Genomic DNA, 23,383 nt, shown 5'->3' on the forward strand with positions numbered 1-23,383 from the left:
TCGGGCGATCACGGTCATCGTGTGCGCTCCAGCATATGGTCGAGATTGCTTCGGACCTGCGGCCATTCGTGCGAGAGGATCGAATAGACGACGGTGTCGCGAACCTCCCCCGTCCCGCTGACGGTATGCCAGCGCAGCACGCCGTCCTTGCGCGCGCCCAGCCGCTCGATCGCCGCGCGCGAATCCGGATTGCGCCAATTGGCGCGCACCTGCACGCACTGACAGCCGAGCCGGTCGAAGGCATGGCCGAGCAGCAGCCGCTTCATCTCGGTGCTCAGTGCGGTACGCTGTACGCGGCGTGCGTAGAGCGTGCCGCCGATCTCGACACGGTCATGGCCAAGGTTCATCCGCAGCAGTCGCGTCGCGCCGGCGATCTGCCCGTCGGCGGCGAGCAGGGTGAAGGGCAGCGCGCGGCCCGCCACCTGCTGCGCCTCCAGCGTGTCGAACCAGGTGTCGATCGTCGCGGGACCGGGGACGGCCGTCGCGAAGACCTGCGTCAGCCCGCTGAACGCCGTCAGCAGCGCGGCGCGATCGGCGCGATCGAGCGGGCGCAGCGTGACATGGCGTCCGACCAGCGTCGGTACGGTCTGCCACACCGCGTCGCTCATCCCGCGATCTCCAGCTGCCCCTCGTGGAGCCGGACGACGCGGTCCATCCGCGCCGCCAGCCGTTCGTTATGCGTCGCCACCAAGGCGGCGGAGCCCTCCTCGCGTACCAGCCGCAGGAACTCGGCCAGCACGCGATCGGCGGTGGCTTCGTCGAGATTGCCGGTCGGCTCGTCGGCCAGCACCAGCGCCGGGCGGTTGGCGAGCGCGCGTGCGACCGCGACGCGCTGCTGCTCGCCCCCCGACAGTGCGGAGGGACGATGCGTGAGCCGGTGCCCGACGCCGAGCGCGGTGAGCAGCGTGGCCGCGCGCTCCTCGGCTGCCGCCCGGTCCGCGCCGTGGATCAGCTGCGGCAGCACGACATTCTCGATCGCGTTGAAGTCGGGCAGCAGGTGGTGGAACTGGTACACGAAGCCGAGCCGGTCGCGGCGGAGCGCGGTGCGCCCGGCGGCGTCGAGCCTGGCGGCTTCGGTGCCGGCGATGCGGATCGAGCCGGAGAAGCCGCCTTCGAGCAGCCCGACCGCCTGCAACAGGGTCGACTTGCCCGACCCGGACGGACCGAGCAGCGCGACGATCTCGCCGGGGCGGACCGCGAGATCGACGCCGCGCAGGACGTGGATCGTCGTCTCCCCCTGCGTGAAGCTGCGCGCGAGGCCGGTGGTCTGGAGAACCGCGGGGACGCCGTCGGACGCGGCAAAGCCGCGCCGGCCGTGCGCCTCTTCGCTTGCATCACTCATAACGCAGCACCTCGACCGGATCGGTATTGGCGGCCTTGAGCGCCGGATAGACGGTGGCGAGGAAGGTCATCAGCAAGGTGATGATGACGATCGCGGTCACCTCGACCGGATCGACCTTCGACGGCAATTCGGTGAGATAACGGATCGACGGGTCCCACAGGTTCTGCCCGGTGACCAGCTGGACGAAATTGACCACCGACTGGCGGAAGAACAGGAATATCGCGCCGAGCGCGAGCCCGGCGAAGGTGCCGAGCACGCCGATCGTCGTGCCGACCGTCATGAAGATCCGCAGCATCGCGCCGCGGCTCGCGCCCATCGTGCGCAGGATCGCGATGTCGCGCGTCTTGGCGCGCACAAGCATGATGAGCGAGCTGGCGATGTTGAACGCGGCGACGAGGATGATGATGCACAGCACCACGAACATCGCGACGCGCTCGACCGCCAAAGCGTCGAACAGCTCCGAATTGAGCCGCCGCCAGTCGCTGACGACGCCGTACGGCTGCACCTGTTTCGCGAGCGGGGCGAGGATCTCGCCGACCTTGTCGGCATGGGTGGTCTGCAACTCGATCATGCCGACCGTGTCGCCGGTCAGCAGCAGGGTCTGCGCATCCTGCAACGGCATGACGACATACGCCTTGTCGTAATCGTAGACTCCGACCTCGAAGATCGCGCCGACCCGGTAGCTGACGCTGCGCGGCATCGTGCCGAACGGCGTCGAGCGGCCGAGCGGGCTGATGACGGTGATATCGGAGCCGATCGTCGCGCCCAGCTGCTCGGCGAGGCGCGCCCCGATCGCGACATTGCCGCTGTTCGGGGTCAGCGTCGCGAGGCTGCCCGCGACGATCTTGGTGCGGATCGTGGCGTTGGTGCGGATGTCCTCCGGCCGCATTCCGCGGAGCAGGATCGCCTCGGCACGGCCGTTGTAGGTCGCGAACAGCGGCTGCTCGATCATCGGCACCGCGCTGGTCACGCCCGGCGTCGCCCTGGCGAGTTCGACGACGCGCTGCCAATTGTCGAGCCGATTGTTATAGCCCTGCACCACGGCATGGCCGTTCAGCCCCACGATCTTGTCGAACAGCTCGGCACGGAAGCCGTTCATGACGCTCATCACGATCACCAGCGCGGCGACTCCGAGCATCACCGCGCCGAGCGAGAAGCCCGCCACCAGTACGATGAAGCGTTCACCCTTGCCCGGCAGCAGATACCGCCGCGCGATCATGCTCTCATAGCGCGACAGCAACATGGCCGTTTCGATAGGGAGCCGCCCGAGGTTGCGCAATGGGGGCTGTTGCGGAATCGTCACATAGTCGCCGCAATCGGTTTTGCCGCCGTTCATTTGTATCGACAGCGAACAAGCCGCGCCGCATACCTGCGGGCACTGGCACACAGGCAAAGGCCGTGGTTCGGGGAACGCCATCAAGCCCCGCTGATCCTTCGGGAAAAGCGTGCGGGCTTAGGGCTGGATAGGGGGCTGACGAGCGATCGTCACGCAGGCGCCCGGGTCGTGGATAACGGCCCGGGCGTTTGCCGTTCGGTCGCAGCCCGGTGCCAGCACCGGGCGTCGCAAAGCGGCGACCGAACCGGCCGGCGGGTCGGCCTTGGCCGATCCCGTCCGACGTCAGCGGCGGCTTTGCCGGCGGCCTTTGGCTGGCGTTGGGGGTTGATGCGGGAAAGCTATCCCAACTGGGCCCCGGCCTTCGCCGGGGTGACAACCTTCCCCACGTCATTGCGAGCGTGGCGAAGCAATCCAGCGCCAGACCAGGACGCCCTGGATTGCTTCGCTCCGCTCGCAATGACGATCAGAACCCGAACCCGACCGTCAGACCGTAGGTCCGCGGATCGCCGACGTTGCCCGCGATCAGCCCGGTATTCCCCGGCGTCGTCGCGAGCACCTCATAATATTCGGTGTCGAACAGGTTGCGTACCCAGCCGAACACGTTGACTCCGCTGTCGGTCCGGAAGCCGAGCCGCGCATTCACCAGCGTATAGCCATTCACGTCAGTGTAGATCGATCGCGAAGCATTGGACGAAAATTTGGTCCGCGAATTGGCGTCGACGCCGACATACGCTTCCCCCGATTTGCCGAACACCGTCCCGGGCAGATTATACTCGCCGCCATAGGACACCGCGAACTTCGAGATGCCCGGCAACCACTGACCCGAAATGTCGCACGCGACCGGGCTGTTGGTGCCGCCCGACAATTCCGGCGGGCACGGCGCGTTCTTGAAGTCGACGTATTTGTGATCGGTGAAGGCGCCGTTCGTGTAGAGGTTGAAACGGTCGTTCGGCCGCACCGAGAAGTCGGCTTCGACACCGCGCACCCGCACCTTGCCGGCGTTGGCGAGATAGCCGCGCAGCGTCGAGGTCGAGCTGTTGTTGACCACCGCCTGATAGTCGCTGATCTCCGTCCAGAAGCCGGTGACGTTCAGCGTGATCTTGCGATCCCAGAATTGCGACTTGGCACCGATCTCGAAATGGTCGACCTTTTCCGGCGCGACCTGCGCCAGCTGCGTCTGCACCACGCCGCCGACGACCGGCACGCCGTTCAGATTGAGCCCGCCCGATTTGAAGCTGTGCGCGTAGGTACCGTACAGCAGCACGTCGCGCGACGGCTTGTACGATGCGGTGAGGTCGTAGGAGACGTTCCATTCGCGGAACGTCTGGTCGCGGAATTCCTGCGGCTGGATCGCATCGCGCTGTGCCGCCTGACGCGCGGTGCCGCCGGTGGCGGGAACCAGATTGCCCTGCCCGTCGCGCACGACGCTGACATAGCTGCCGGTCTTGTCGTCGTAGTTGAGCCGCACGCCCGGCGAGAGCGTGAAGGCGTCAGTCAGGTTCCAGTTGACCTTGCCGAAGATCGCGCCGGAGAAGTTATTGAGCCGGATGTCGTTCGCGGCAGTCAGACCGTTAAGCACCGACGGATCGCGCGATAGTGCGCTCGACGGGTTGATGAGCCAGCGGCTCGCCGCCGGCCCCTGCCGCTGCGTGCCGGTGGTGTGGATCGTCTGATAGAAACCGAACAACCCCAGCACGTAATCGAAATGCTCCGCCTTGCCGGCGTAGCGGAACTCCTGCGTATATTGCTCTTGCCGGGTCGGATTCTGCGACAGCGTCGTGATCGGCAGCCCGGTAAAGTCACGATCGTTGGCGGGGAGCCAGTCCCAGAAACGATAGGCGGTGATCGAGGTCAAAGTCCCCTCGCCCAGCCGCTGCTCGCCGCGCAGCGACAGCCCGCCCAATTCATTGCGCGCGCTGAGCTTGGCGTCGAGATCGGTCAGCCGGTCGAACGGGTTGCGGCTCGGCGGCGCATAGCCCTGCGCGGCGGCAAGCTGATCGAACTGGCGATCGGGAGAACGCTGGGTCTTGCCGACGCGCACGAAAATCTGTGCGCAGCAATTCGGGTTCTGGCGCGAATAATCGCCCGACAGCGTCAGATCGAGATCGTCGGTCGCCTTCCACAGGATCGCGGTGCGGAGGCCGAGATTGTCCTGTGCATTGACGTATTGATTGCTCGCGACATTGTAGATCGTCCCGCGCCGGTCGGTGGTCGACACGCCGAGCCGGATCGCGACCTTGTCGGTCAGCGGGCCAGAAATCGAAGCCTTGGCCTGCTTGAACTCCAGATTGCCGACCGACACCTCGGCGCGGCCCTGCAACGTGAAGCTCGGCGCCTTGCTGGTGATGTTGATCGCGCCCGCGACGGTATTCTTGCCGTACAGCGTTCCCTGCGGTCCGCGCAGCGTCTCGATCTGTTGCACGTCGAGGAAATCCAGCGTCGCCGCCGCGACGCGGCTGAGATAGACCTGGTCGATATAGATGCCGACACCCTGCTCGATCCCGTCGTTGGTGAGCCCGAGCGGCGCGCCGAGCCCGCGGATGTTGACCGAGGAATTGCGCGGGTTGGTCGAATAGAATTGCAGCGTCGGCTGGAGTTGCTGGAGCCGCTGGACGTTGAAGCTGCCGGTCGCATCCAGTTCCTTCACCCCGACCACCGAAATCGGGATCGGCACGTTCTGCGCCGACTCGGCGCGCCGCCGCGCGGTGACGACCACGTCGGCCGCGGCAGAGCTGCGTTGCACCTGCTCCTCGGTCCGGTCCGGATCACCCGGCGTGGTCGGCACCGTCTCGCGCTCCCCGACGACGACCGGTGCGGGCGGTTGCTGCGGCGCCGTCGCCTGGGCGGCCAGTAGCAGAGCGAGCGTGACGGACATTCAGATACCCCTTTTGGTCTTCGAACCGACTCTTTGCCGCACCTCCCATATCCCATCAACAAACTAGGGGTTTGTCGACCCCTTGAAACGCTTCGCATCGGCCCCAAATTCATGATCGTGCGGTGCCGGACACCGGGCCGCACGAAACAGGCGCCGCGCACAGGCGGGCGCCGCTTTCAAATAGCTCACTGGAGGATTTGACGATGCGTTTCGACCTGACCCCCTATCGCCGCTCCACGATCGGTTTCGATCGGCTGTTCGACCTCATCGAGGCCAATGCACGGAGTGCTGCGGAGAATTACCCGCCGTTCAACCTGGAGCGCGTAGCGGACGACCGTTATCGCATCACGCTGGCCGTGGCCGGGTTCAGCCGTGACGAGATCGAGATCGTCGCGCAGCAGAACCTGTTGCTGGTCACCGGCAAGAAGGACGACAAGGCGGACAACAATCAGTTCCTCCATCTCGGCATCGCGAACCGCAGCTTCGAGCGGCGGTTCGAACTCGCCGACTTCGTGTTCGTGGAGGATGCACGATTGAACGACGGTCTGCTGGTGGTCGATCTGGTCCGGGAAGTGCCCGAGGCGATGAAGCCGAAGAGCATCGCGATCAAGACCGGCGCGCCGCTGACCGCGGTCGAGAACAAGGCGGCCGACGAAGCACAGGCCGCCTGATCGGAATCGGCGTCTCTTTGCTCCCTTTCGAGACGCCGGTGGGGGCGTCCGGGCCGCAAGGCTCGGGCGCCTTTCCTTTTACAGGCTAGCGCCGCTCGGAGTCGGTCCTGCCGCGGTCAGGCCGCCACCCGCCGCCGGCGGTCGCGACGCAGCGCCGCGCCGATCGTCGCGAAGCCGAGGATCAGCATCGCCCAGGTCGTCGGCTCCGGAACCGCCGCCAGCCCGAAACCGAATTTGCTGTTGATGTCATTATACAGCGCGCGATGGATCGCGGTGGTCGGATGGACGCCGTCGAACGAGAAATAGCCGGTGCAAGCCGGGAAGGCGTTGGCGCCCCGGCAGGTCGTCCCGGGCTGCCCCGCCGCGGGCAGGATCAGCGGCACGGGCAGGTCGAAGGCGGCCGGATTGGTCTGCACGCGCTGGAAGAAGTCGAGATAGCTGTAGCGCATCAGCCGCGTGCCGGCCGCCGGCTTGAAGGCGTCGAGCGCATCCGTCAGATATCCTTCCGCCTTGATCGAGAGCGCCAGCGGCGCGCCTTCGGTCGCGACCGGGAAGCCGGTCAGCAGGATGTTGCGCGCGCCGAGTTTGTTGAGCGCCGCGACCGCCGCGACATAGTTGTTCGCCGCCTCGCGCAGGAAGGCATCCGGATCGGTGACGCCGGCGCTGGCGCCCTCGACCGCGGCGAACACGTCGTTGCCGCCGAAGTTCAGGACGTAAAGCCCGTTGGGATCGACGGCCTTTCCGCTCTTCACCGCCAGATCGTAAAGCGCGACCTGCTCCAGCGCGTCATACACGGGCGTCGTGCTGGTCGCGCGCGCACCACCGAAGGCGTAATTGCTGCCGCCGTTGAGCGAGGCCACGGTCGGCGTCCCGTACATCGCGAGGCTCAACAGGTCGGTATAGTCGAGCCCGTTGGTGAAGCGCCCGGCGACATAGCCCTGCGCCGGATCGGCACCGAGCCGCAGCGCGCGGATGTTGCCGGCGTCGACGAGGCTGTCCCCGAAGACGGTGAGCGATGAAAAGGGCGGCGGGGTCGTCTGCGCTGCCGCCGGAACCGCTATCGTCATCGCCGCCGCGCACAGCAGCGTCGCCACCCGTCCGATCATGCCATCCTCCCATTTATCTTTGTAAACGAGAGGTTAACGTGGACGTAAGCGACAGGCAATGACGATCAATCTTATACCAGCCGGCTCTGTTTGACCGCGGCGGCGATGAAGCTGGCGAACAGCGGGTGCGGCTCGAACGGCTTGCTCTTCAGCTCCGGGTGGAATTGCACGCCGACGAACCACGGATGGTCGGGGCGCTCGACAATCTCGGGCAGCGTGCCGTCGGGCGACATGCCGGAGAACACCAGCCCGCCCTTCTCCAGTGCCTCACGGTACGAGGTATTGACCTCGTAACGGTGGCGGTGGCGCTCGCTGATCGAATCGCTGCCATAGATCGAGCCGACGACGCTGTTCCCGGCCAGCGACGCCGGATAGGCACCGAGCCGCATCGTGCCGCCGAGATCGCCGTTCTCGGCGCGCTTCTCCAGCCCGCGCTCGCTCATCCATTCGGTGATGAGCCCGACGACCGGCTCCGGCGTCGGCCCGAATTCGGTCGACGAGGCGCCGGCGATCCCGGCGAGATCGCGCGCGCCCTCGACGCACGCCATCTGCATCCCGAAGCAAATCCCGAAATAGGGCACGTTATGCTCGCGCGCGAAGCGGACCGAGGCGATCTTGCCCTCCGCCCCGCGCGACCCGAACGCGCCGGGAACGAGGATCGCGTGGCACGGCTCGAGGTGCGCGGCGATCTCGCCATCGTCGTCGCCTTCGAACAGTTCGGCGTCGATCCAGCGGATGTTGACCTTGACGCGGTTGGCGATCCCGCCGTGCACCAGCGCCTCGTTGAGCGACTTGTACGCGTCCTGCAGGCCGACATATTTGCCGACAACGCCGACCGTCACCTCGCCCTCAGGGTGCATCAGCCGCTCGACGATCTCTTCCCAGCGGCTGAGGTCGGGCGCCGACGACGGAGTGATGCCGAAGGCGCGCAGCACCTCCGAATCGAGCCCCTCGCCATGGTACTGGAGCGGCACCGCATAGATGCTCTTGGCGTCAAGCGCGGGGATGACCGCGCTTTCGGGGACGTTGCAGAACAAAGCGATCTTGGCGCGCTCCGACTCGGGCAGCGGCTGTTCGCAGCGGCAGACGATCACGTCCGGCTGCACGCCCAGCGCCGCGATCTCGCGCACCGAATGCTGGGTCGGCTTGGTCTTCAGCTCGCCGGCCGCGGCGATGTACGGCACCAGCGTGACGTGGATGCTGATCGCATTGCCGCGCCCGACCTCGTTCTTGAGCTGGCGGATCGCCTCGATGAACGGCAGCGACTCGATATCGCCGACCGTGCCGCCGATCTCGCACAGCACGAAATCCAGATCATCCGTTTCCGCGCGTGCGAACGCCTTGATCGCGTCGGTGACGTGCGGGATCACCTGCACCGTCGCGCCGAGATAGTCGCCGCGCCGCTCCCGCTCAATGATCGTCTTGTAGATGCGCCCGCTCGTGACGTTATCCGACTGGCGCGCCGAAACGCCGGTGAAGCGCTCGTAATGGCCAAGGTCGAGATCGGTTTCTGCGCCGTCGTCGGTGACGTACACCTCGCCGTGCTGATACGGGCTCATCGTGCCCGGATCGACGTTGAGATACGGATCGAACTTGCGGATGCGGACGCGATAGCCGCGTGCCTGCAGCAATGCCGCGAGGCTCGCCGCCATGAGACCCTTGCCGAGCGAGGAAACCACGCCGCCGGTGATGAAAATGTACCGCGCCATGGGACGCAACCCCTAACCTTCAAATGCGCAAAAGGGCAAGCGCGCGGGAAGCCCGCGCGCGACGAAACGACGATATTGTCGCGATCAGCGGGCCAGCGGCACGCCGTTGTCGGCCGGCGCCGGGGCGACCGCATTGTCGGCGGTCGCCGGGGCAGGCTGCGCTGCGACCGGCGGCTGGGCCTGCGTCTGCGCCGCCGGCGCACGGCGATTCAGCGAGGTGTCGACCGACACCGCGCCGCGGCTTGCCGCGAGGAACGCCAGCACGATGCTCATCAGGATGAACAGCCCGGCGAGCACCGAGGTGGCGCGCGTCAGGAAATCGGCCGCACCGCGCGCCGACATCAGCCCCGACGGGCTGCCCGACGAGGTCAGGCCGCCGCCTTCCGACCGCTGCATCAGGATCACGGTGACGAGCGCCGCCGCGATAATGGCCTGGAGGACGATCAGGAAGGTGAACATGGGCTGGGCGCGATTCCGAAGCGAGAAACAGCCGGTGGTCCGCCGCGTGGCGGCCCCGGATCACGCGCCACATAGGGGAGCAGCGCGCCAGGATCAACCGCGCCGCCCGCCAGCCCCGGACAAGCCGCGTGCCAAATTCGTGACATAGCTGAAACCAGCCGTGAAAGCGGGCGTTAATCCGCCGACAAGTCCGGGATGATCCGGGTTTCTTTCGATGCGGGACGAGGACGTGGCAACATTGGCTCAACCCGAACTGAGTTCGTGGATGAATGCGCTGGTCGATTACGTGCGGTCGGGCGAGCCCGACCTCACCAACCGCCAGATGGCGCTCCTGCTGGTGGTCTACCTGCGGCCGGGCCCGCATACGGTGCGGGGGTTGGCGCGCATTTTGAACGTGTCGAAGCCGGTCGTGACGCGCGCCTTGAATCGCTTGGGTGCGCTGGGCTATCTGCGCCGCCAACGCGACGACAGCGACAAACGCAATATCTTCGTCGCCCGCACGACCGAAGGGGCAGATTTTCTTGAAGAGTTCGGCCAGTTCATCGGCGAAGGGGACGCCGCCCCTGCCGCCGTCCGCGCCCACGGCACCGGGGATGCGGCCCGGGCGTAACGGATTCGCGCTCACCGGCCGGTCGCGCGTGCTCGATCCGCGCACCCATGCGGTGCGTCCCGATATCGCCGACGTGCGCCTCGCCGACCGCGTCTTCGCCCCACATTATGCCGCCCCGCTGCGCCGCACGCTGCTGCGCGAGGCGGTGCTGCGCGACGCGCGCGACCGTGCCGCCGCACCGCTCGCCACGCTTCCGGCGGGCGCGGCGTTCGACCTGCTCGACCTGACCGGCGGGGTCGCCTGGGGGATTGCCGTGGATCATGGGACGGTCGGGTATCTCGACGCTGACGCGGTGCAGCCGCAATGACGATCAAGGTCTTCATCGACGGTGCGGTCGGCACCACCGGGCTCGAGATCCGCGAGCGGCTGGAGTCGCGGCGCGACATCACGCTCGTCACGCTCGACGAGACGCGCCGTAAGGACGAGGCGGCGCGGCGCGAGGCGATCAACGACGCCGATTATGTCGTGCTGTGCCTGCCCGACGATGCCGCGCGCGAGGCGGTGGCGATGATCGCCAACGATCGCACCCGAACCGTCGACGCTTCGACCGCGCATCGCACCGCCGACCGCTGGACCTATGGCTTCGCGGAGCTGGAGCCCGACCAGGCCGAACGGATCGCGGGCGCACGCTTCGTCAGCAACCCCGGCTGCTACCCGACCGGCTTCCTCGCGCTCGTCCGCCCGTTGGTGCGCGCCGGGCTGATCGGGGCCGATGCGTTGCTCAGCGTCAACGCCACCTCGGGCTATTCGGGCGGCGGCAAGGCGATGATCGCCGAGTTCGAGGGCGGTGAAACCAGCACCGCCTATCGCGCCTATGCGCTGGGCCTGAACCACAAACATGCGCCGGAAATGCGCCGCCACGCCGGGCTGACTCACGCACCGATCTTCCAGCCGGCGGTGGCGCGTGCGTACCGCGGGATGGTGGTGCAGGTGCCGCTGCATCTCGCGCAGCTGTCGCGTCGCGCGACGTTGACCGACGTCGCCGAGGTGCTGGCGAGCGCGTATGACGGCAATCGCGTCGTCCGCTTCGCGCACGAGGCGACGACAATGGTGCGGATCGAGGACGACGCCAATACCGACCGCATGACGCTGCGTGTCACCGGGAACGAGGCTTCGGGGCAGGCGCTGCTGATCGCGACGCTCGACAATCTCGGCAAGGGCGCGGCGGGCGCGGCGGTGCAGAATCTGAACATCATGGCCGGGCTCGATCCCGTTGCCGGCCTGACGCTGTAAGAAGGAGACGCGAGTTGGAGCGCAACCCGGTCGGCAAGCTGCTGTTGTTCGGTGCGACGGGCGATCTCGCCAAGCGAATGCTGTTGCCGTCGCTGTACGGCCTGCACGCCGACGGGCTGCTGCCGGAGGGGCTGACGATCACCGGCTCGGCGCGCGGCGACCTCACCGACGACCAGTTCCGCGACGCGACGCGCAAGGCGCTCGACGAATTTCTGCCCGCCGACCGCAAGGACGAGAGCGCGCTGTCGTCGTTCCTCGCGCGGATCTTCTTCCAGCCGGTCGACCTGTCCGACCCGACGACCTTCCAGGCGCTGGCGGACAAGATCGGCGACGTCTCGGGCGGGCTGGCGATCTACCTGTCGACCGCGCCGTCGCTGTTCGAGCCGGCGGTGAAGGGCTTGCAGAGCGTCGGGCTGGCCGGCGAGACGGTGCGGATCGGGCTGGAGAAGCCGCTCGGCTACGATCTCGAATCGAGCCGCGAGATCAACGACACCGTTGCGGCGGTCTTCCCCGAGGAGCGCATCTTCCGCATCGACCATTATCTCGGCAAGGAGACGGTGCAGAACATCCTCGCGCTGCGCTTCGGCAATTCGATGTTCGAGCCGATCTGGAACGCGCAGGGGATCGACAACGTCCAGATCACGATCGCCGAGACGGTCGGGCTCGAGGACCGCGCCGGCTATTACGAGGGTGCGGGTGCGTTGCGCGACATGGTCGCCAATCACATGCTGCAACTGGTCGCGCTGATCGCGATGGAACCGCCCGCCCTGTACGACGGCACCGCGATCCGCGACGAAAAGGCGAAGGTGTTCCGCTCGATGCGCCGCCTGACGCCCGAGCAGGTTCCGCAGAACACCGTCACCGGCCAGTATGAAGAGGGTGCGGTCGGCGGCAAGGTCGTCAAGGGCTATGACGCCGAGCTGGGCTATGACAGCGACGTCGAGACGTTCGTCGCGATCAAGGCGCATATCGACAATTGGCGCTGGCAGGGCGTGCCCTTCTACCTGCGCACCGGCAAGCGGATGGCGAAGCGCCGCAGCGAGATCGCGATCCAGTTCAAGCCGGTGCCGCATTCGATGTTCTCGGGACGCGGCGGGGTGCTGCAGCCGAACACGCTCATCATTCGCCTCCAGCCGGAGGAATATATCCAGTTGCTGGTGATGACCAAGGAGCCGGGGCTGGACCGCGACGGGCTGAAGCTGCGCGAGGTGCCGCTCAACCTCAGTCTCGACGCCGAATTCGCGGGCAAGCGCCGCCGGATCGCGTACGAGCGCCTGCTGCTCGACCTGATCGAGGGCGACCAGACGCTGTTCGTGCGCCGCGACGAGGTGGAGGCGCAATGGCGCTGGATCGACGCGATCCGCGCCGGCTGGGCCGCCAACCAGACCAAGCCGAAACATTATTCCGCGGGCACCTGGGGCCCAGCCGGCGCGATCGCGTTGACCGAGCGCGACAATGTGACCTGGCAGGACGATTGATTGTTGTGTCCCTCTCCCCAACGGGGAGAGGGAGGGAGCCGCCGCAGGCGGCGGAAAGGTGAGGGGCAGTGAGGCACGGGCCCGAGCCTCACTGCCCCTCACCCCGGCCCTCTCCCCGACGGGGAGAGGGAGAAGAGGATCAAAGATGACCGAAATCGAATGGTGGGAATATGACGACGCCGCCGAGCTGGCCGATGCGGTCGCGGGCGACATCCAGTTCGTCATCGAAAGCGCGATCGACGCGCGCGGCTCGGCGGTGATCGCGCTTTCGGGCGGCAAGACCCCCCTGCCCGCCTATGAAAAGCTGGCGAAGGCCAAGCTCGACTGGAAGCGCGTGACGATCATCCCCGGCGACGAGCGGATCGTGCCGCTGGGCGATGCGCTGTCGAACGTCACCGCGCTCGGCAAGATCTTCATCCCGCGCGGTGCGCGCGTGATGCCGATCGTCCCCAAGGCGACCGACGATTACAAGGCGGCGGGCCGATCGGCCGATGCGCTGATGCAGGACCTGCACTGGCCGCTCGACCTGTGCCTGCTCGGCGTCGGCGGCGACGGGCATACCGCGTCGATCTTCCCCGGCCCCGATTATGACGAGGCGCTCAACGGCCCGAAAGAACGCCGCGCGATCGGCGTGATGCCCGATCCGCTGCCGCCCGAGGCGCCGGTCGCGCGGGTCACACTGACCCGGCAGGGGATCGTCACCGCCCGCGCGCTGATGATCGCGGTGACCGGCGACGCCAAGCGCAAGGTGATCGAGGACGCGATCAAGGAGGGCGCCGGCTCGCCCTATCCGATCGGCCGCGTGCTGGCCGACGCCGAGCTGCCCGTCGACATCCACTGGGCGGCGTGATTCTCCCCTCCCCTTCAGGGGAGGGACCGGGGGTGGGGGACTCTCTGGCGTCTGGCGTTCCAAGGACAGGCCCCACCCCAACCCCTCCCCTGAAGGGGAGGGGCTTCAAGGAAAGCCATCGAGAGGCGTCAGCATGTTCCGGCCCTTGTCCCGCGAACGATGCTGCCGCAAAGACTGCCGCTACGGCCTTCATTCAAGGCAACGATTGCCGGGACGCCCCCGGCATGACGAGGACGCAAGATCATGAACCCCGCCGTCAGCGCCGTCACCGACCGGATCATCGAGCGTAGCCGCCCGACGCGGCAGGCGTATCTGTCGCTGATCGAACGCGAGCGGCAGGGGTGGATCGGCCGCCCGCGGCTCGGCTGCGCCAATCTCGCCCATGCCTATGCCGGCACGCCCGAAGATCGCGAGGCGATGAAGACGCGGGCACAGGCGATGAACATCGGGCTGGTGACCGCGTACAACGACATGCTGTCCGCGCACGCGGTCTATTATCGTTATCCCGAGCAGATGAAGGTCTGGGCGCGCGAGGCCGGCGCGACCGCGCAGGTCGCCGGCGGCGTCCCCGCGATGTGCGACGGCGTGACGCAGGGCTATGCCGGCATGGAGCTGTCGCTGTTCAGCCGCGATACGATCGCGCTGTCGACCGCGGTGGCGCTGAGCCACGGCACGTTCGAGGGCGCGGCGCTGCTCGGCATCTGCGACAAGATCGTGCCGGGCCTGCTGATGGGCGCGCTGCGCTTCGGGCATCTGCCGATGATCCTGATCCCCGGCGGCCCGATGCCCTCGGGGCTGCCCAACAAGGCCAAGGCGGCGGTGCGCGAGCGCTTCGCGACCGGCGATTGCGGGCGCGAGGAGCTGCTGGAGGCGGAGATCGCCGCCTACCACACGCAGGGCACCTGCACCTTCTACGGCACCGCCAACACCAACCAGATGATGATGGAGGTGATGGGCCTGCACATGCCGGGCGCGGCGTTCGTCAATCCGGGCACCAGGCTGCGGCAGGAACTGACCCGCGCCGCGGTTCACCGGCTCGCGAAGATCGGCGCGCACGGCGACGATTACCGCCCGCTCGGTGCGTGCGTCGACGAAAAGGCGGTGGTTAACGCGGCGGTCGGGCTGCTGGCCACCGGCGGGTCGACCAACCATCTGCTCCACTTGCCCGCGATCGCGCGCGCGGCGGGGATCGTGATCGACTGGGAGGATTTCGACCGGCTGTCGGCGGCGGTGCCGCTGATCGCGCGCGTCTATCCGAACGGATCGGCCGACGTGAACGGCTTCGAGGCGGCGGGCGGAATGCCCTATGTCATCAAGGAATTGCTGGCGGGCGGCTATCTGCACCGCGACATCATGACGGTCGCCGGCGACGACCTGACCGCCTATGCCGCTGCGCCGACGCTCGACGGCGACGCGCTGACGTGGGTGCCGGCCGGCGACAGCCGCGACGAAACGATCCTGCGTCCGGCCGATGCGCCCTTCTCGCCCGATGGCGGGATGCGCATCCTCCAAGGCAATATCGGGCGGGCGTGCATCAAGGTCTCGGCGGTCGAGCGCGACCGCTGGATCGTCGAGGCGCCGGCACGCGTCTTCGCCGACCAGCTCGAGGTGCTCGAGGCGTTCAAAAACGGCGAGCTGGAGCGTGACGTGGTGGTCGTGGTCCGCTTCCAGGGCCCGCGCGCCAACGGGATGCCCGAATTGCACAAGCTCACCCCGCCGCTCGGCGTGCTCCAGAACCGCGGGTTCAGGGTCGCGCTGGTCACTGACGGGCGGATGTCGGGCGCCAGCGGCAAGGTGCCGTGCGCGATCCACTGCTCGCCCGAGGCGTTGGGTGGCGGCGCTATCGGCCTGATCCGCGACGGCGACCTGATCCGCGTCGATGCCGAGGCGGGAACGCTCGAGGCGCTGGTACCCGCCGACGAATGGGCCGCGCGCGAGCAGGCGCCGATGCCGGCGCCCGCCAGCGGCATGGGTCGCGAATTGTTCGGCATGTTCCGCGGCTTGGCGGATGAAGCCGAGAAGGGCGCGAGTGCGATTCTGGCCGGCGCTGGATTGTAACGCGAGATTAGCCCTCTCCCCCTCGGGGAGAGGGTTGGGAGAGGGGCAGTGAGGCTCGGGTGCTATGACACACGACCCCTCACCCCAACCCTCTCCCCGCAGGGGAGAGGGAGTTAGTTTATGCAGGTCGTAGCGGTCGATATTGGGGGCACGCATGCGCGGTTCGCCATCGCGGAGGTCGAAGGCGGGCACGTCGTCTCGCTGGGTGAGCCGACGACGCTCAAGACCGCCGAGCACGCCAGCCTCCAGACCGCCTATGAGGCGTTCCGCGAGCGGATGGGCGGAACACTGCCCGATGCGGCGGCGATCGCGGTTGCCTCGCCGATCACCGGCGACGTGATCCGGCTGACCAACAATCCGTGGGTGATCCGCCCGTCGCTGATCCCCGAACGGCTCGGCGCATCGACCTGGACGATCATCAACGATTTCGGCGCGATCGGCCATGCGGTCGGTCAGCTGCCCGACGCGGATTTCGAGCATCTGTGCGGCCCCGACACCCCGTTGCCGACCGACGGCGTGACGACGGTGTGCGGCCCCGGCACCGGGCTGGGCGTCGCACAGGTCTACAAGCAGGACGGCCGCTACCGCGTGCTGCCCACCGAAGGCGGACACACCGATTACGCGCCGCTCGACGGGATCGAGGATGCGCTGCTCAAGCGGCTGCGCAAGACCTTCACCCGCGTCTCGGTCGAGCGGATCGTCGCCGGACCGGGGATCGTCGCGATCTACGAGACGCTCGCCGAGCTGGAAGGCCGCGCCTATATCCACAAGGACGACAAGGCGATCTGGAGCGAGGCGCTGGAAGGCACCGACTCGATCGCGCTCGCCGCGCTCGACCGCTTCTGCCTCGCGCTCGGCGCGGTTGCGGGCGACCTCGCGCTGGCGCATGGCGCGAAGGGCGTGGTGATCGCCGGCGGGCTGGGGCTGCGCATCAAGGACAAATTGCTGCGCTCGGGCTTCGACCAGCGCTTCGTCGCCAAGGGCCGGTTCCAGTCGCTGATGTCGGCGATCCCGGTCAAGCTCATCACCCATCCGCAGCCGGGCCTGTTCGGCGCCGCGGCCGCCTTCGCGCAGGAGCATCAATCGTGAGCAACATCGAAACCGTCATGCGCACCAGCCCGGTGATCCCGGTGCTGGTCATTCACGACGCCGCACAGGCGCGCCCGCTCGCCGAGGCGCTGGTCGCGGGCGGGCTGAAGGTGCTGGAGGTGACGCTGCGCACCCCTGCCGCGCTCGATGCGATCCGCGAGATGCGCCAAGTGCCCGGTGCGATCGTCGGCGCGGGCACCGTCGTGTCGACCGAACAGGTCGCGCAGGTGAAGGATGCAGGCGTCGAGTTCATCGTCTCCCCCGGCCTGTCGGCGAAGACCGGCGACGCGATCCTCGAGGCGGGCATTCCGTGGCTGCCGGGCGTCGCGACCGCGGGCGACATCATGCGCGGGCTCGACATGGGGCTGGAGCATTTCAAGTTCTTCCCGGCCGAAACCAGCGGCGGGGTGAAGGCGCTCAAGGCGCTCGCCGCGCCCTTCTACCAGTGCAAATTCTGCCCGACCGGCGGAATCACCGAGGCGAGCGCGCCCGACTGGCTGGCGATCGGATCGGTGCTGTGCGTCGGCGGCAGCTGGGTGACCGAGGGCACGCTGCCCGAGATCGAGGCCCGCGCCCGCGCCGCGGCGGGGCTGGGGCGGTAACTTCCGTCGGCATAAAGGTAGGCACTCCCCCTCTCCCCGTTCGTGCTGAGCTTGTCGAAGCACCGGCCCGGCACCCGTCCTTCGACAAGCTCAGGGCGAACGGAAAGAGCGAATACTCACATGTAAAAACAAACGGCTCGCCACGACGTGAGTCGTAGCGGGCCGTCACAGTCGATCGGAGGCGTGCCCAACGCTAAGCGGCGCGCCTCATAACCGGGTTATTTCTCGCCGGAGGCTTTGGTCACTGCCTTCCCGGCGGACGTCATGTCCTTGCCCGCACCGTGAACGGTGTTGCAGGCGGACAGCGCCAGCATCGCGAATGCGGCGGTGGCGAGGGCGATCTTGCGGTCCATGTTCGTCTCCTCTCAGGAAAAGGGGTGCGGCGGGCCGGATACGCAGGCCCGCCGCGGGCACTCAGCGCAGGCGGCGGCGGGTGGCCGTCGTCGCGCCAAAGGCGGCCGCGCCGGCGCCGGCGAGCAGCGCGAGCACGAGGATGAACGAGGTGCTCGCGGCGGCACCGGCGGCGGCGTCGGTCGCCGACTTGGCGGTCTCCACCGCATCGTTCTTGGTCTTCACGAACTGCGCCTTGGCGCGCGTGACCTGCGCCTGCGCCTGTTCGCGGCTGATCTTGCGCTGCGCCGCGACCACGTCGACGATCCGGCTTTCGGCGCGCTGACCATCGGCACCGCCGCGGGCGAGCGCTGGCAGCTGCCGCGCGATTTCGGTCTGCGCCTGTTCCGGCGTCATCTGTGCCGGATCGTTCGGCGCGTCCGATAGATAGGCCGACGCCTCCTGACGCACGTCACGGGCATCTACCCCCGCAACCTGCGCCGCCTTGGGCGCGACCGCCCCGACCGTCGCGCCCGCCGCACCCGCGACCGAACCGACCGTGCGGAACGCCCCGCCGATGATCCCGCCGACCGCCGAGGTCAGCAGGTACAGCGTCAGGATCAGCGTCACGCCCCACACGACTAGCCCGTGCGACAGCGCGTCGAACTTCTCGGTCACGCCCGACAGGCGCGCAGCGGCATAGCCGCCCGATCCCAGCGCGACGATGGTGGTGATCAGCCAATAGATCCCGGCCGCGATGCCGAACCCCGCCGCGCCCGGGGTGGTACCCTCGACCGGATCGACCATCGACAGCCCGATGCCGGTGCCGAGGATGCCGAGCAGCAACTGCACCGCCACTGCGATCACCACGCCCGCGAAGATCGCGCCCCACGACACGCGCCGCCCGGCGCGCACGATCACGCCGTCGTCCAGCGGCACCATGCCGGCGGAAATGTTCGTTGCCATACGCACTCCTGTTACTCTTTCGTGGTCGGCGTGGAGGCCAAGATGGCCGTCTAACGTCTTTCGGTCGCGATGCGCGGACAACAGTCAGCTGCATGCGGCTCCAGTTTGCGGCATGCCGAACGCGAGACGATCACCCGGCTTACTCCCCCCGATCGGCGCAAGATGCAGCCGATTTCAGGCTACTAACCTGCCTTGGATTAGTAGGTTCCATTAGGAACTAAGAGCGGTTGTGGTCAGGGCAATATATGACCGCTGTAAAACCAATTGACAGCCGGGTAATACCAAAGCACCTTGATCCGAGCAGGAGGAGCAGGGCCCGCGATCGGACAAACCGACCGGCGTCACATGCTCAACGATCGGGGGACAAGCAAAAATGGCTGTTGTTGTGGGCGAACCTATGCGCGCGACGCGTGCGGTGCAGGCGATGCTGCTCGGCACCGCGGGGTCGATGCTCTGGCTGATGGCACCGGCCGCATCGGCGCAGACCATTCCGATCGACCCCACGACGACCACCACCCCGACTCCCGCCAACAGCGAGCCGATCGCCGCCGCCGACGCTGCCGAGGAAGCGGGCGAGGTCGTCGTCACCGGCTTCCGCGCCTCGATCGCGACCGCGCTCGACGCCAAGCGCCGCGACACGCGCGTCAGCGACGGCATCTCGGCGGAGGATCTCGGCAAGTTCCCGAGCCAGAACATCACCGAATCGATCCAGCGCATCTCTGGCGTGCAGATGCAGAACATCAACGGTCGCGGCGCGACGATCAGCATTCGCGGGCTCGGCCCGCAATATGCGCTGACCACGATCAACGGCCAGACCTTCAAGAGCGCCGACTTCACCGACGGCTTTCGCTACGACATCATCCAGACCGAGCTGGCGAATGCCGTGCAGGTGCTGAAGTCGCCGACCCCGGATATGGACAGCGGCGGGCTGTCGGGGACGATCAACATCCAGACCGTCCAGCCGCTCGACTATAAGAACCGCAAGATCGTGCTGTCCGCCAAGGCGCAGAACAGCGAATATGCCGGCAAGACGATCACGCCCAAATTCGGCGCAAGCTACGTCGACCAGTTCGCCGACGGGCGGCTCGGCGTGTACGTCAACGTCGGGTATCAGAAGCTGGAGGATCGTGCCGACTATCTGTTCCAGGATCGCTGGGCGACGCAGACGATCGACGGCGCGGTGATCGCGGTGCCACGCCGCCCGCGCTACCGCCGCATCGATCGCTCGATCGAACAGCTGACCGGCAGCGGCGGCGTGCAATGGCGCCCGACCGACCGGCTCGAGATCGACGCCACCGCGATCTACGCGCGCGACGACACGAAATACGACGTCAACCAGCAGGTGTTCCTGTTCAACACGTCACGGCTAACCGCCGGCAGTATCAGCGACGGCGCGTCGAAGGTAACTACCGCCACCAACTTCACGCTGGAGAACAACCGGCAGGAGGAAAGCCGCAAGCTGTCGAGCCAGGGCTATACGCTGGCGATGAAGTGGAAGGACGAGGACGGGCTCGCGGTCCGCGCGGTCGGCAATTTCACGCGCGGGCACGCCTATTCGCGCGAGGATGCCGCGATCCTCGGCGTCACCATTTCGTCGGCGACGCTCGACATCACCGATCCGCGCAAGCCGAAATACACCGTCGCGGCGAACCTGTCCGATCCGGCGCTCTACAATCAGGCGACGCTGGTGCGGAACGAATTCCCGAACGGCGCGACGCGTCGCACCACCGGCAAGGAAGTCTCGACGCAGGTCGACGTCACCAAGGACGTGACGCTCGGCCCGATCTCGCAATTCGCGGCCGGCACCAAGTTCCGCCACGAAAGCTTCGTGCGCGATGTCGGCCGCCACGATCTTGGCTCGATCGCCAATCGTCCGGGCGCGACCAGCACGTTGTTCCCGGCGCTGTCGGCAGCCAGCTACGGCGTCGGCGGCTTCCTCGACGGCAACGGCAACCTGCCCAATGCGTGGATCGCGCCCGACACCGCCGGCTATCGCCAGGCGCTCGCCAAAGCCGGGCTGTCGGTGCCGGACCTGCCCGCGCCGGAGGGCAGCTATACCGTCGATCGCTACATCCCCGCCGTCTATGCAATGGCGTCGCTCGACAGCATGGTGTTCGGCGCGCCGCTGCGCGGCAATCTCGGCGTGCGCTACGAGCACACCCGGCAGGTCGTGAACGGCAACATCACCCAGCCGCGCACCGGCAGCTACACCGACGTAACGCAGAAGATCGGCGAATATGTCGAGACGCAGGAATATGACAACGTCCTGCCGAGCCTGAATCTCGTGCTGGAGCCGACCCGCACGCTGCAGGTGCGCTTCGCCGCCGCCAAGGTGCTGGTGCGCCCGATCCTCGACTCGCGCAGCTCGCTGGCACAGACCACCTCGTCGACCGCCAACACCTTCCCGGTCGGCACGCGCACGCTGACGATCGATCTCGGCCAGTCGGGGCTCAAGCCGCTAACCGCCGACCAGCTCGATCTGGGCGTCGAATGGTATTACGGCCCGGCCAGCGCGCTGTCGATCAACGGCTTCTATAAGTGGGTGAAGAACGGCACCTTCTCGTCGCTGGTCTGCCCGTCGGCGTTCAACGGCACCGCGCTGTCGCGCGCCAGCACCGGCGCGACCAACGGCGACTGCGTCGATGCCGCGGGCAACATCTATAACATTACCCAGACCTCGAACGATCCCAGCACGATCCGCATCCGCGGCGTCGAGGTCAGCTGGAACCAGTCGTTCGACCGCTGGCTGCCCGTCGACGGCTTCGGCTTGCTGGCGAACTACACGCGCGTGATCCCGACCAAGGTGGCGATCGGCACCGGCTTCACGGTGCGCAACCTGTCGAAGAACACCGCGAACATCACGCCTTATTGGGAGGACCGGCTGTTCAGTCTCCGGCTGTCCGCCAATTACCGCAGCTCCTACGAACAGAATGGCGCGGACAGCTTCTTCGCGACCGAAGGCCATACGGTGCGCGCGCGCACGCAGTTCGACCTGTCGGCGGGCTTCACCCCGACCGATTACCTGAGCTTCGCAGCGGGGGTCATCAACCTCAACAACAGCCGCGAAGAGGCCTATTACAACAACAATCCGTCGATCTGGCAGGAGAGCAGCTTCTACGGCCGCAGCTTCTACCTGTCGGCGACGCTGCGGATGTAAGCTCCGTCATGGCGAGCGTAGCGCGGCACTCGATTGCTTCGCTGCGCTCGCACCGACGACAGTCGGAAAGGTCGCTTGTTGTGACCGGACGCAGACCGTACGCTGCGGAAAACGAACGGGGGTCTTGCCATGCGCCATCTGCTTCTCGCCGCCGCTGCGCTCGGTGCGCTCGCACAGCCTGCGTCCGCCGAGCCCGATTACGCCGCGGCGATCCGCGCCGATTACGACCAATCGTTGGCGGCGATGTGGGACGACTTCCACCGCCATCCCGAACTGTCGTTCAAGGAGGAGCGCACCGCCGCGAAGATGGCGGCGGCGCTGCGCGCGATCAAAGGCGTACAGGTCACCGAAAAGGTCGGCGGCACCGGCGTGGTCGGCGTCCTGAGGAACGGCACCGGCCCGGTCGTGCTGGTCCGCGCCGACATGGACGGCTTGCCGGTCGAGGAGAAATCCGGGCTCGCCAACGCCAGCACGGTGCGGCAGGTCGGCATCGACGGGGTCGAGGCGCCGGTGATGCACGCCTGCGGGCACGACACGCATATCGTCGGGCTGGTCGCGACCGCGCGGCAGCTCGCCGCGATGAAGGATCGCTGGGCCGGGACGGTCGTCTTCGTCGTCCAGCCCGCCGAGGAACGCGTCGGCGGCGCGGCGGCGATGGTCAAGGACGGGCTCTACACGCGCTTCCCCAAGCCCGATTACGCTTTGGCCTATCACTCCAATTCCGAAGGGCTGGCCGGCACCGTCTCGGCGTCGGAGGACATCCAGTACAGCTCGTCGGACAGCGTCGACATCGTCGTCCCCGGCATCGGCGCGCATGGCGCGAGTCCGCAGGCCGGCAAGGACCCGGTCTATATGGCCAGCCAGCTCGTCATCGCGCTGCAGGGACTGGTCAGCCGCGAGCGCCAGCCGCTGCGCCCCGCGGTCATCACCGTCGGCAGCTTCCACGCCGGGCTGAAGCACAACATCATCTCGGATCAGGCGAAATTGCAGGTGACGGTGCGCGCCAACGACGAGGCGACGCGCGCGCAACTGCTCGCCGGGATCCGGCGCGTCGCGCGCGGCATCGGCGAGCTGAACGGGATGCCGGCCGACAAGATGCCGGTGGTGACGGTGATCGAGGGCACGCCGACGACGGTCAACGACGCCGCGCTCGCCCGCCGGCTGAATGCGGTGATGGCGACGACGCTGGGCGCGGACAAGGTGATCCCCTTCCAGCAGAAGGGGATGGGCGCGGAGGACTTCGCCGCGTTCATCGAGCCCAAATACGGCATCAAGGGCTATTATTTCGCGGTCGGTGGCACGCAGCAGGCGGCGTTCGACGCCGCCGCCAAAGGCGGCCCGCCGATCCCCTCGCACCATTCCCCGTTGTTCAAGGTCGATCCGCAGGCGGTCGTCACAACCGGCGCAACCGCGATGACCGCCGCGGTGCTCGACCTGCTCAAGCCCGGCGGCGCGGCGTAACGCCCCCGTCATCCCGGACTTGACCCGGGACCCCGCTTCTTCTCCGACCCA

The 23,383-nt window shown here is 67.3% G+C and carries 20 protein-coding genes; 11 read left to right on the forward strand and 9 right to left on the reverse strand.

The features are described 5' to 3' along the window. Positions 1-14 precede the first annotated feature (14 nt). The 4 genes from PGN12_15885 to PGN12_15900 all read right to left on the reverse strand — a co-directional run bounded on the left by PGN12_15885 (position 15) and on the right by PGN12_15900 (position 5,553). Positions 15-608, reverse strand: a complete 594-nt coding sequence (locus PGN12_15885; protein ID MEH3105367.1) for a GNAT family protein — start codon at positions 606-608, stop codon at positions 15-17. After that, the gene (locus PGN12_15890; GenBank protein MEH3105368.1) at positions 605-1,342 is read right to left on the reverse strand and encodes an ABC transporter ATP-binding protein; all 738 of its coding nucleotides are present in this window, start codon (positions 1,340-1,342) and stop codon (positions 605-607) included. Before PGN12_15890 ends, PGN12_15885 begins: the two co-directional genes overlap by 4 nt. Further along, complete coding sequence (locus PGN12_15895; protein ID MEH3105369.1) at positions 1,335-2,585, reverse strand: lipoprotein-releasing ABC transporter permease subunit; 1,251 nt, start codon at positions 2,583-2,585, stop codon at positions 1,335-1,337. The genes PGN12_15890 and PGN12_15895 overlap by 8 nt, the downstream gene beginning before the upstream one ends. A gap of 556 nt (positions 2,586-3,141) precedes the next feature. Next, positions 3,142-5,553 carry a TonB-dependent receptor gene (locus tag PGN12_15900; GenBank protein ID MEH3105370.1) on the reverse strand — a complete coding sequence of 804 codons (2,412 nt, stop codon included), beginning with the start codon at positions 5,551-5,553 and terminating at the stop codon, positions 3,142-3,144. Between the two features lie 203 nt (positions 5,554-5,756). On the opposite strand from PGN12_15900, the gene PGN12_15905 reads away from it, so the two are divergent. Continuing rightward, complete coding sequence (locus tag PGN12_15905) at positions 5,757-6,224, forward strand: Hsp20 family protein (GenBank protein ID MEH3105371.1); 468 nt, start codon at positions 5,757-5,759, stop codon at positions 6,222-6,224. Between the two features lie 116 nt (positions 6,225-6,340). On the opposite strand, the gene PGN12_15910 is transcribed toward PGN12_15905, so the two are convergent. From PGN12_15910 to secG, 3 genes are all read right to left on the reverse strand, one after another. After that, positions 6,341-7,330, reverse strand: a complete 990-nt coding sequence (locus PGN12_15910) for an SGNH/GDSL hydrolase family protein (GenBank protein ID MEH3105372.1) — start codon at positions 7,328-7,330, stop codon at positions 6,341-6,343. A gap of 71 nt (positions 7,331-7,401) precedes the next feature. Further along, positions 7,402-9,039: a CTP synthase gene (locus PGN12_15915; GenBank protein ID MEH3105373.1), complete on the reverse strand. Its 1,638-nt coding sequence runs from the start codon at positions 9,037-9,039 to the stop codon at positions 7,402-7,404. Between the two features lie 84 nt (positions 9,040-9,123). Then, positions 9,124-9,498 (reverse strand): preprotein translocase subunit SecG, encoded by a 375-nt coding sequence (secG, locus tag PGN12_15920; protein ID MEH3105374.1) that lies wholly within the window; start codon positions 9,496-9,498, stop codon positions 9,124-9,126. Positions 9,499-9,763: 265 nt separating this feature from the next. Between secG and PGN12_15925 the strand changes: the two genes are divergently transcribed. From PGN12_15925 to eda, 8 genes are all read left to right on the forward strand, one after another. Beyond that, a complete protein-coding gene (locus PGN12_15925; protein ID MEH3105375.1) occupies positions 9,764-10,108 on the forward strand; it encodes a MarR family transcriptional regulator in 345 nt (114 codons plus the stop codon). Further along, positions 10,092-10,415 carry an SH3 domain-containing protein gene (locus PGN12_15930; GenBank protein ID MEH3105376.1) on the forward strand — a complete coding sequence of 108 codons (324 nt, stop codon included), beginning with the start codon at positions 10,092-10,094 and terminating at the stop codon, positions 10,413-10,415. Before PGN12_15925 ends, PGN12_15930 begins: the two co-directional genes overlap by 17 nt. Further along, positions 10,412-11,341: an N-acetyl-gamma-glutamyl-phosphate reductase gene (gene argC / locus PGN12_15935; GenBank protein MEH3105377.1), complete on the forward strand. Its 930-nt coding sequence runs from the start codon at positions 10,412-10,414 to the stop codon at positions 11,339-11,341. Before PGN12_15930 ends, argC begins: the two co-directional genes overlap by 4 nt. 14 nt (positions 11,342-11,355) lie before the next feature. Next, positions 11,356-12,819 carry a glucose-6-phosphate dehydrogenase gene (gene zwf, locus PGN12_15940; GenBank protein ID MEH3105378.1) on the forward strand — a complete coding sequence of 488 codons (1,464 nt, stop codon included), beginning with the start codon at positions 11,356-11,358 and terminating at the stop codon, positions 12,817-12,819. A gap of 145 nt (positions 12,820-12,964) precedes the next feature. After that, positions 12,965-13,669, forward strand: coding sequence for a 6-phosphogluconolactonase (gene pgl / locus PGN12_15945; GenBank protein MEH3105379.1), 705 nt, complete (start codon positions 12,965-12,967; stop codon positions 13,667-13,669). 243 nt (positions 13,670-13,912) lie between these two features. Further along, entirely contained in the window at positions 13,913-15,727 is a 1,815-nt protein-coding gene (gene edd / locus PGN12_15950; protein MEH3105380.1) for a phosphogluconate dehydratase, read from the forward strand. Between the two features lie 120 nt (positions 15,728-15,847). Further along, positions 15,848-16,816 (forward strand): glucokinase, encoded by a 969-nt coding sequence (gene glk, locus PGN12_15955; protein MEH3105381.1) that lies wholly within the window; start codon positions 15,848-15,850, stop codon positions 16,814-16,816. Then, positions 16,813-17,418 (forward strand): bifunctional 4-hydroxy-2-oxoglutarate aldolase/2-dehydro-3-deoxy-phosphogluconate aldolase, encoded by a 606-nt coding sequence (eda, locus tag PGN12_15960; GenBank protein ID MEH3105382.1) that lies wholly within the window; start codon positions 16,813-16,815, stop codon positions 17,416-17,418. Before glk ends, eda begins: the two co-directional genes overlap by 4 nt. A gap of 218 nt (positions 17,419-17,636) precedes the next feature. Here the strand turns inward: eda and PGN12_15965 are convergent, their stop codons facing one another. Continuing rightward, positions 17,637-17,771: an entericidin A/B family lipoprotein gene (locus tag PGN12_15965; protein MEH3105383.1), complete on the reverse strand. Its 135-nt coding sequence runs from the start codon at positions 17,769-17,771 to the stop codon at positions 17,637-17,639. Positions 17,772-17,832: 61 nt separating this feature from the next. Beyond that, on the reverse strand, positions 17,833-18,714 hold the full coding sequence (locus PGN12_15970; GenBank protein MEH3105384.1) for a hypothetical protein: 882 nt from the start codon (positions 18,712-18,714) through the stop codon (positions 17,833-17,835). A gap of 397 nt (positions 18,715-19,111) precedes the next feature. Between PGN12_15970 and PGN12_15975 the strand changes: the two genes are divergently transcribed. Next, on the forward strand, positions 19,112-21,871 hold the full coding sequence (locus PGN12_15975) for a TonB-dependent receptor (GenBank protein ID MEH3105385.1): 2,760 nt from the start codon (positions 19,112-19,114) through the stop codon (positions 21,869-21,871). 129 nt (positions 21,872-22,000) lie between these two features. Continuing rightward, positions 22,001-23,332 carry an amidohydrolase gene (locus PGN12_15980; protein MEH3105386.1) on the forward strand — a complete coding sequence of 444 codons (1,332 nt, stop codon included), beginning with the start codon at positions 22,001-22,003 and terminating at the stop codon, positions 23,330-23,332. Positions 23,333-23,383 lie beyond the last annotated feature (51 nt).

It is taken from the genome of Sphingomonas phyllosphaerae (assembly GCA_036946405.1).
GTDB lineage: Bacteria > Pseudomonadota > Alphaproteobacteria > Sphingomonadales > Sphingomonadaceae > Sphingomonas > Sphingomonas phyllosphaerae_D.

Excerpts from the sequence above, each read along its gene's own strand:
- PGN12_15885 (MEH3105367.1), bottom strand. The coding sequence starts at position 608 with ATGAGCGACGCGGTGTGGCAGACCGTACCGACGCTGGTCGGACGCCAT.
- PGN12_15890 (MEH3105368.1), bottom strand. The coding sequence starts at position 1,342 with ATGAGTGATGCAAGCGAAGAGGCGCACGGCCGGCGCGGCTTTGCCGCG.
- PGN12_15895 (MEH3105369.1), bottom strand. The coding sequence starts at position 2,585 with ATGTTGCTGTCGCGCTATGAGAGCATGATCGCGCGGCGGTATCTGCTG.
- PGN12_15900 (MEH3105370.1), bottom strand. The coding sequence starts at position 5,553 with ATGTCCGTCACGCTCGCTCTGCTACTGGCCGCCCAGGCGACGGCGCCG.
- PGN12_15905 (MEH3105371.1), top strand. The coding sequence starts at position 5,757 with ATGCGTTTCGACCTGACCCCCTATCGCCGCTCCACGATCGGTTTCGAT.
- PGN12_15910 (MEH3105372.1), bottom strand. The coding sequence starts at position 7,330 with ATGATCGGACGGGTGGCGACGCTGCTGTGCGCGGCGGCGATGACGATA.
- PGN12_15915 (MEH3105373.1), bottom strand. The coding sequence starts at position 9,039 with ATGGCGCGGTACATTTTCATCACCGGCGGCGTGGTTTCCTCGCTCGGC.
- secG (MEH3105374.1), bottom strand. The coding sequence starts at position 9,498 with ATGTTCACCTTCCTGATCGTCCTCCAGGCCATTATCGCGGCGGCGCTC.
- PGN12_15925 (MEH3105375.1), top strand. The coding sequence starts at position 9,764 with ATGAATGCGCTGGTCGATTACGTGCGGTCGGGCGAGCCCGACCTCACC.
- PGN12_15930 (MEH3105376.1), top strand. The coding sequence starts at position 10,092 with ATGCGGCCCGGGCGTAACGGATTCGCGCTCACCGGCCGGTCGCGCGTG.
- argC (MEH3105377.1), top strand. The coding sequence starts at position 10,412 with ATGACGATCAAGGTCTTCATCGACGGTGCGGTCGGCACCACCGGGCTC.
- pgl (MEH3105379.1), top strand. The coding sequence starts at position 12,965 with ATGACCGAAATCGAATGGTGGGAATATGACGACGCCGCCGAGCTGGCC.
- edd (MEH3105380.1), top strand. The coding sequence starts at position 13,913 with ATGAACCCCGCCGTCAGCGCCGTCACCGACCGGATCATCGAGCGTAGC.
- glk (MEH3105381.1), top strand. The coding sequence starts at position 15,848 with ATGCAGGTCGTAGCGGTCGATATTGGGGGCACGCATGCGCGGTTCGCC.
- PGN12_15965 (MEH3105383.1), bottom strand. The coding sequence starts at position 17,771 with ATGGACCGCAAGATCGCCCTCGCCACCGCCGCATTCGCGATGCTGGCG.
- PGN12_15970 (MEH3105384.1), bottom strand. The coding sequence starts at position 18,714 with ATGGCAACGAACATTTCCGCCGGCATGGTGCCGCTGGACGACGGCGTG.
- PGN12_15975 (MEH3105385.1), top strand. The coding sequence starts at position 19,112 with ATGCGCGCGACGCGTGCGGTGCAGGCGATGCTGCTCGGCACCGCGGGG.
- PGN12_15980 (MEH3105386.1), top strand. The coding sequence starts at position 22,001 with ATGCGCCATCTGCTTCTCGCCGCCGCTGCGCTCGGTGCGCTCGCACAG.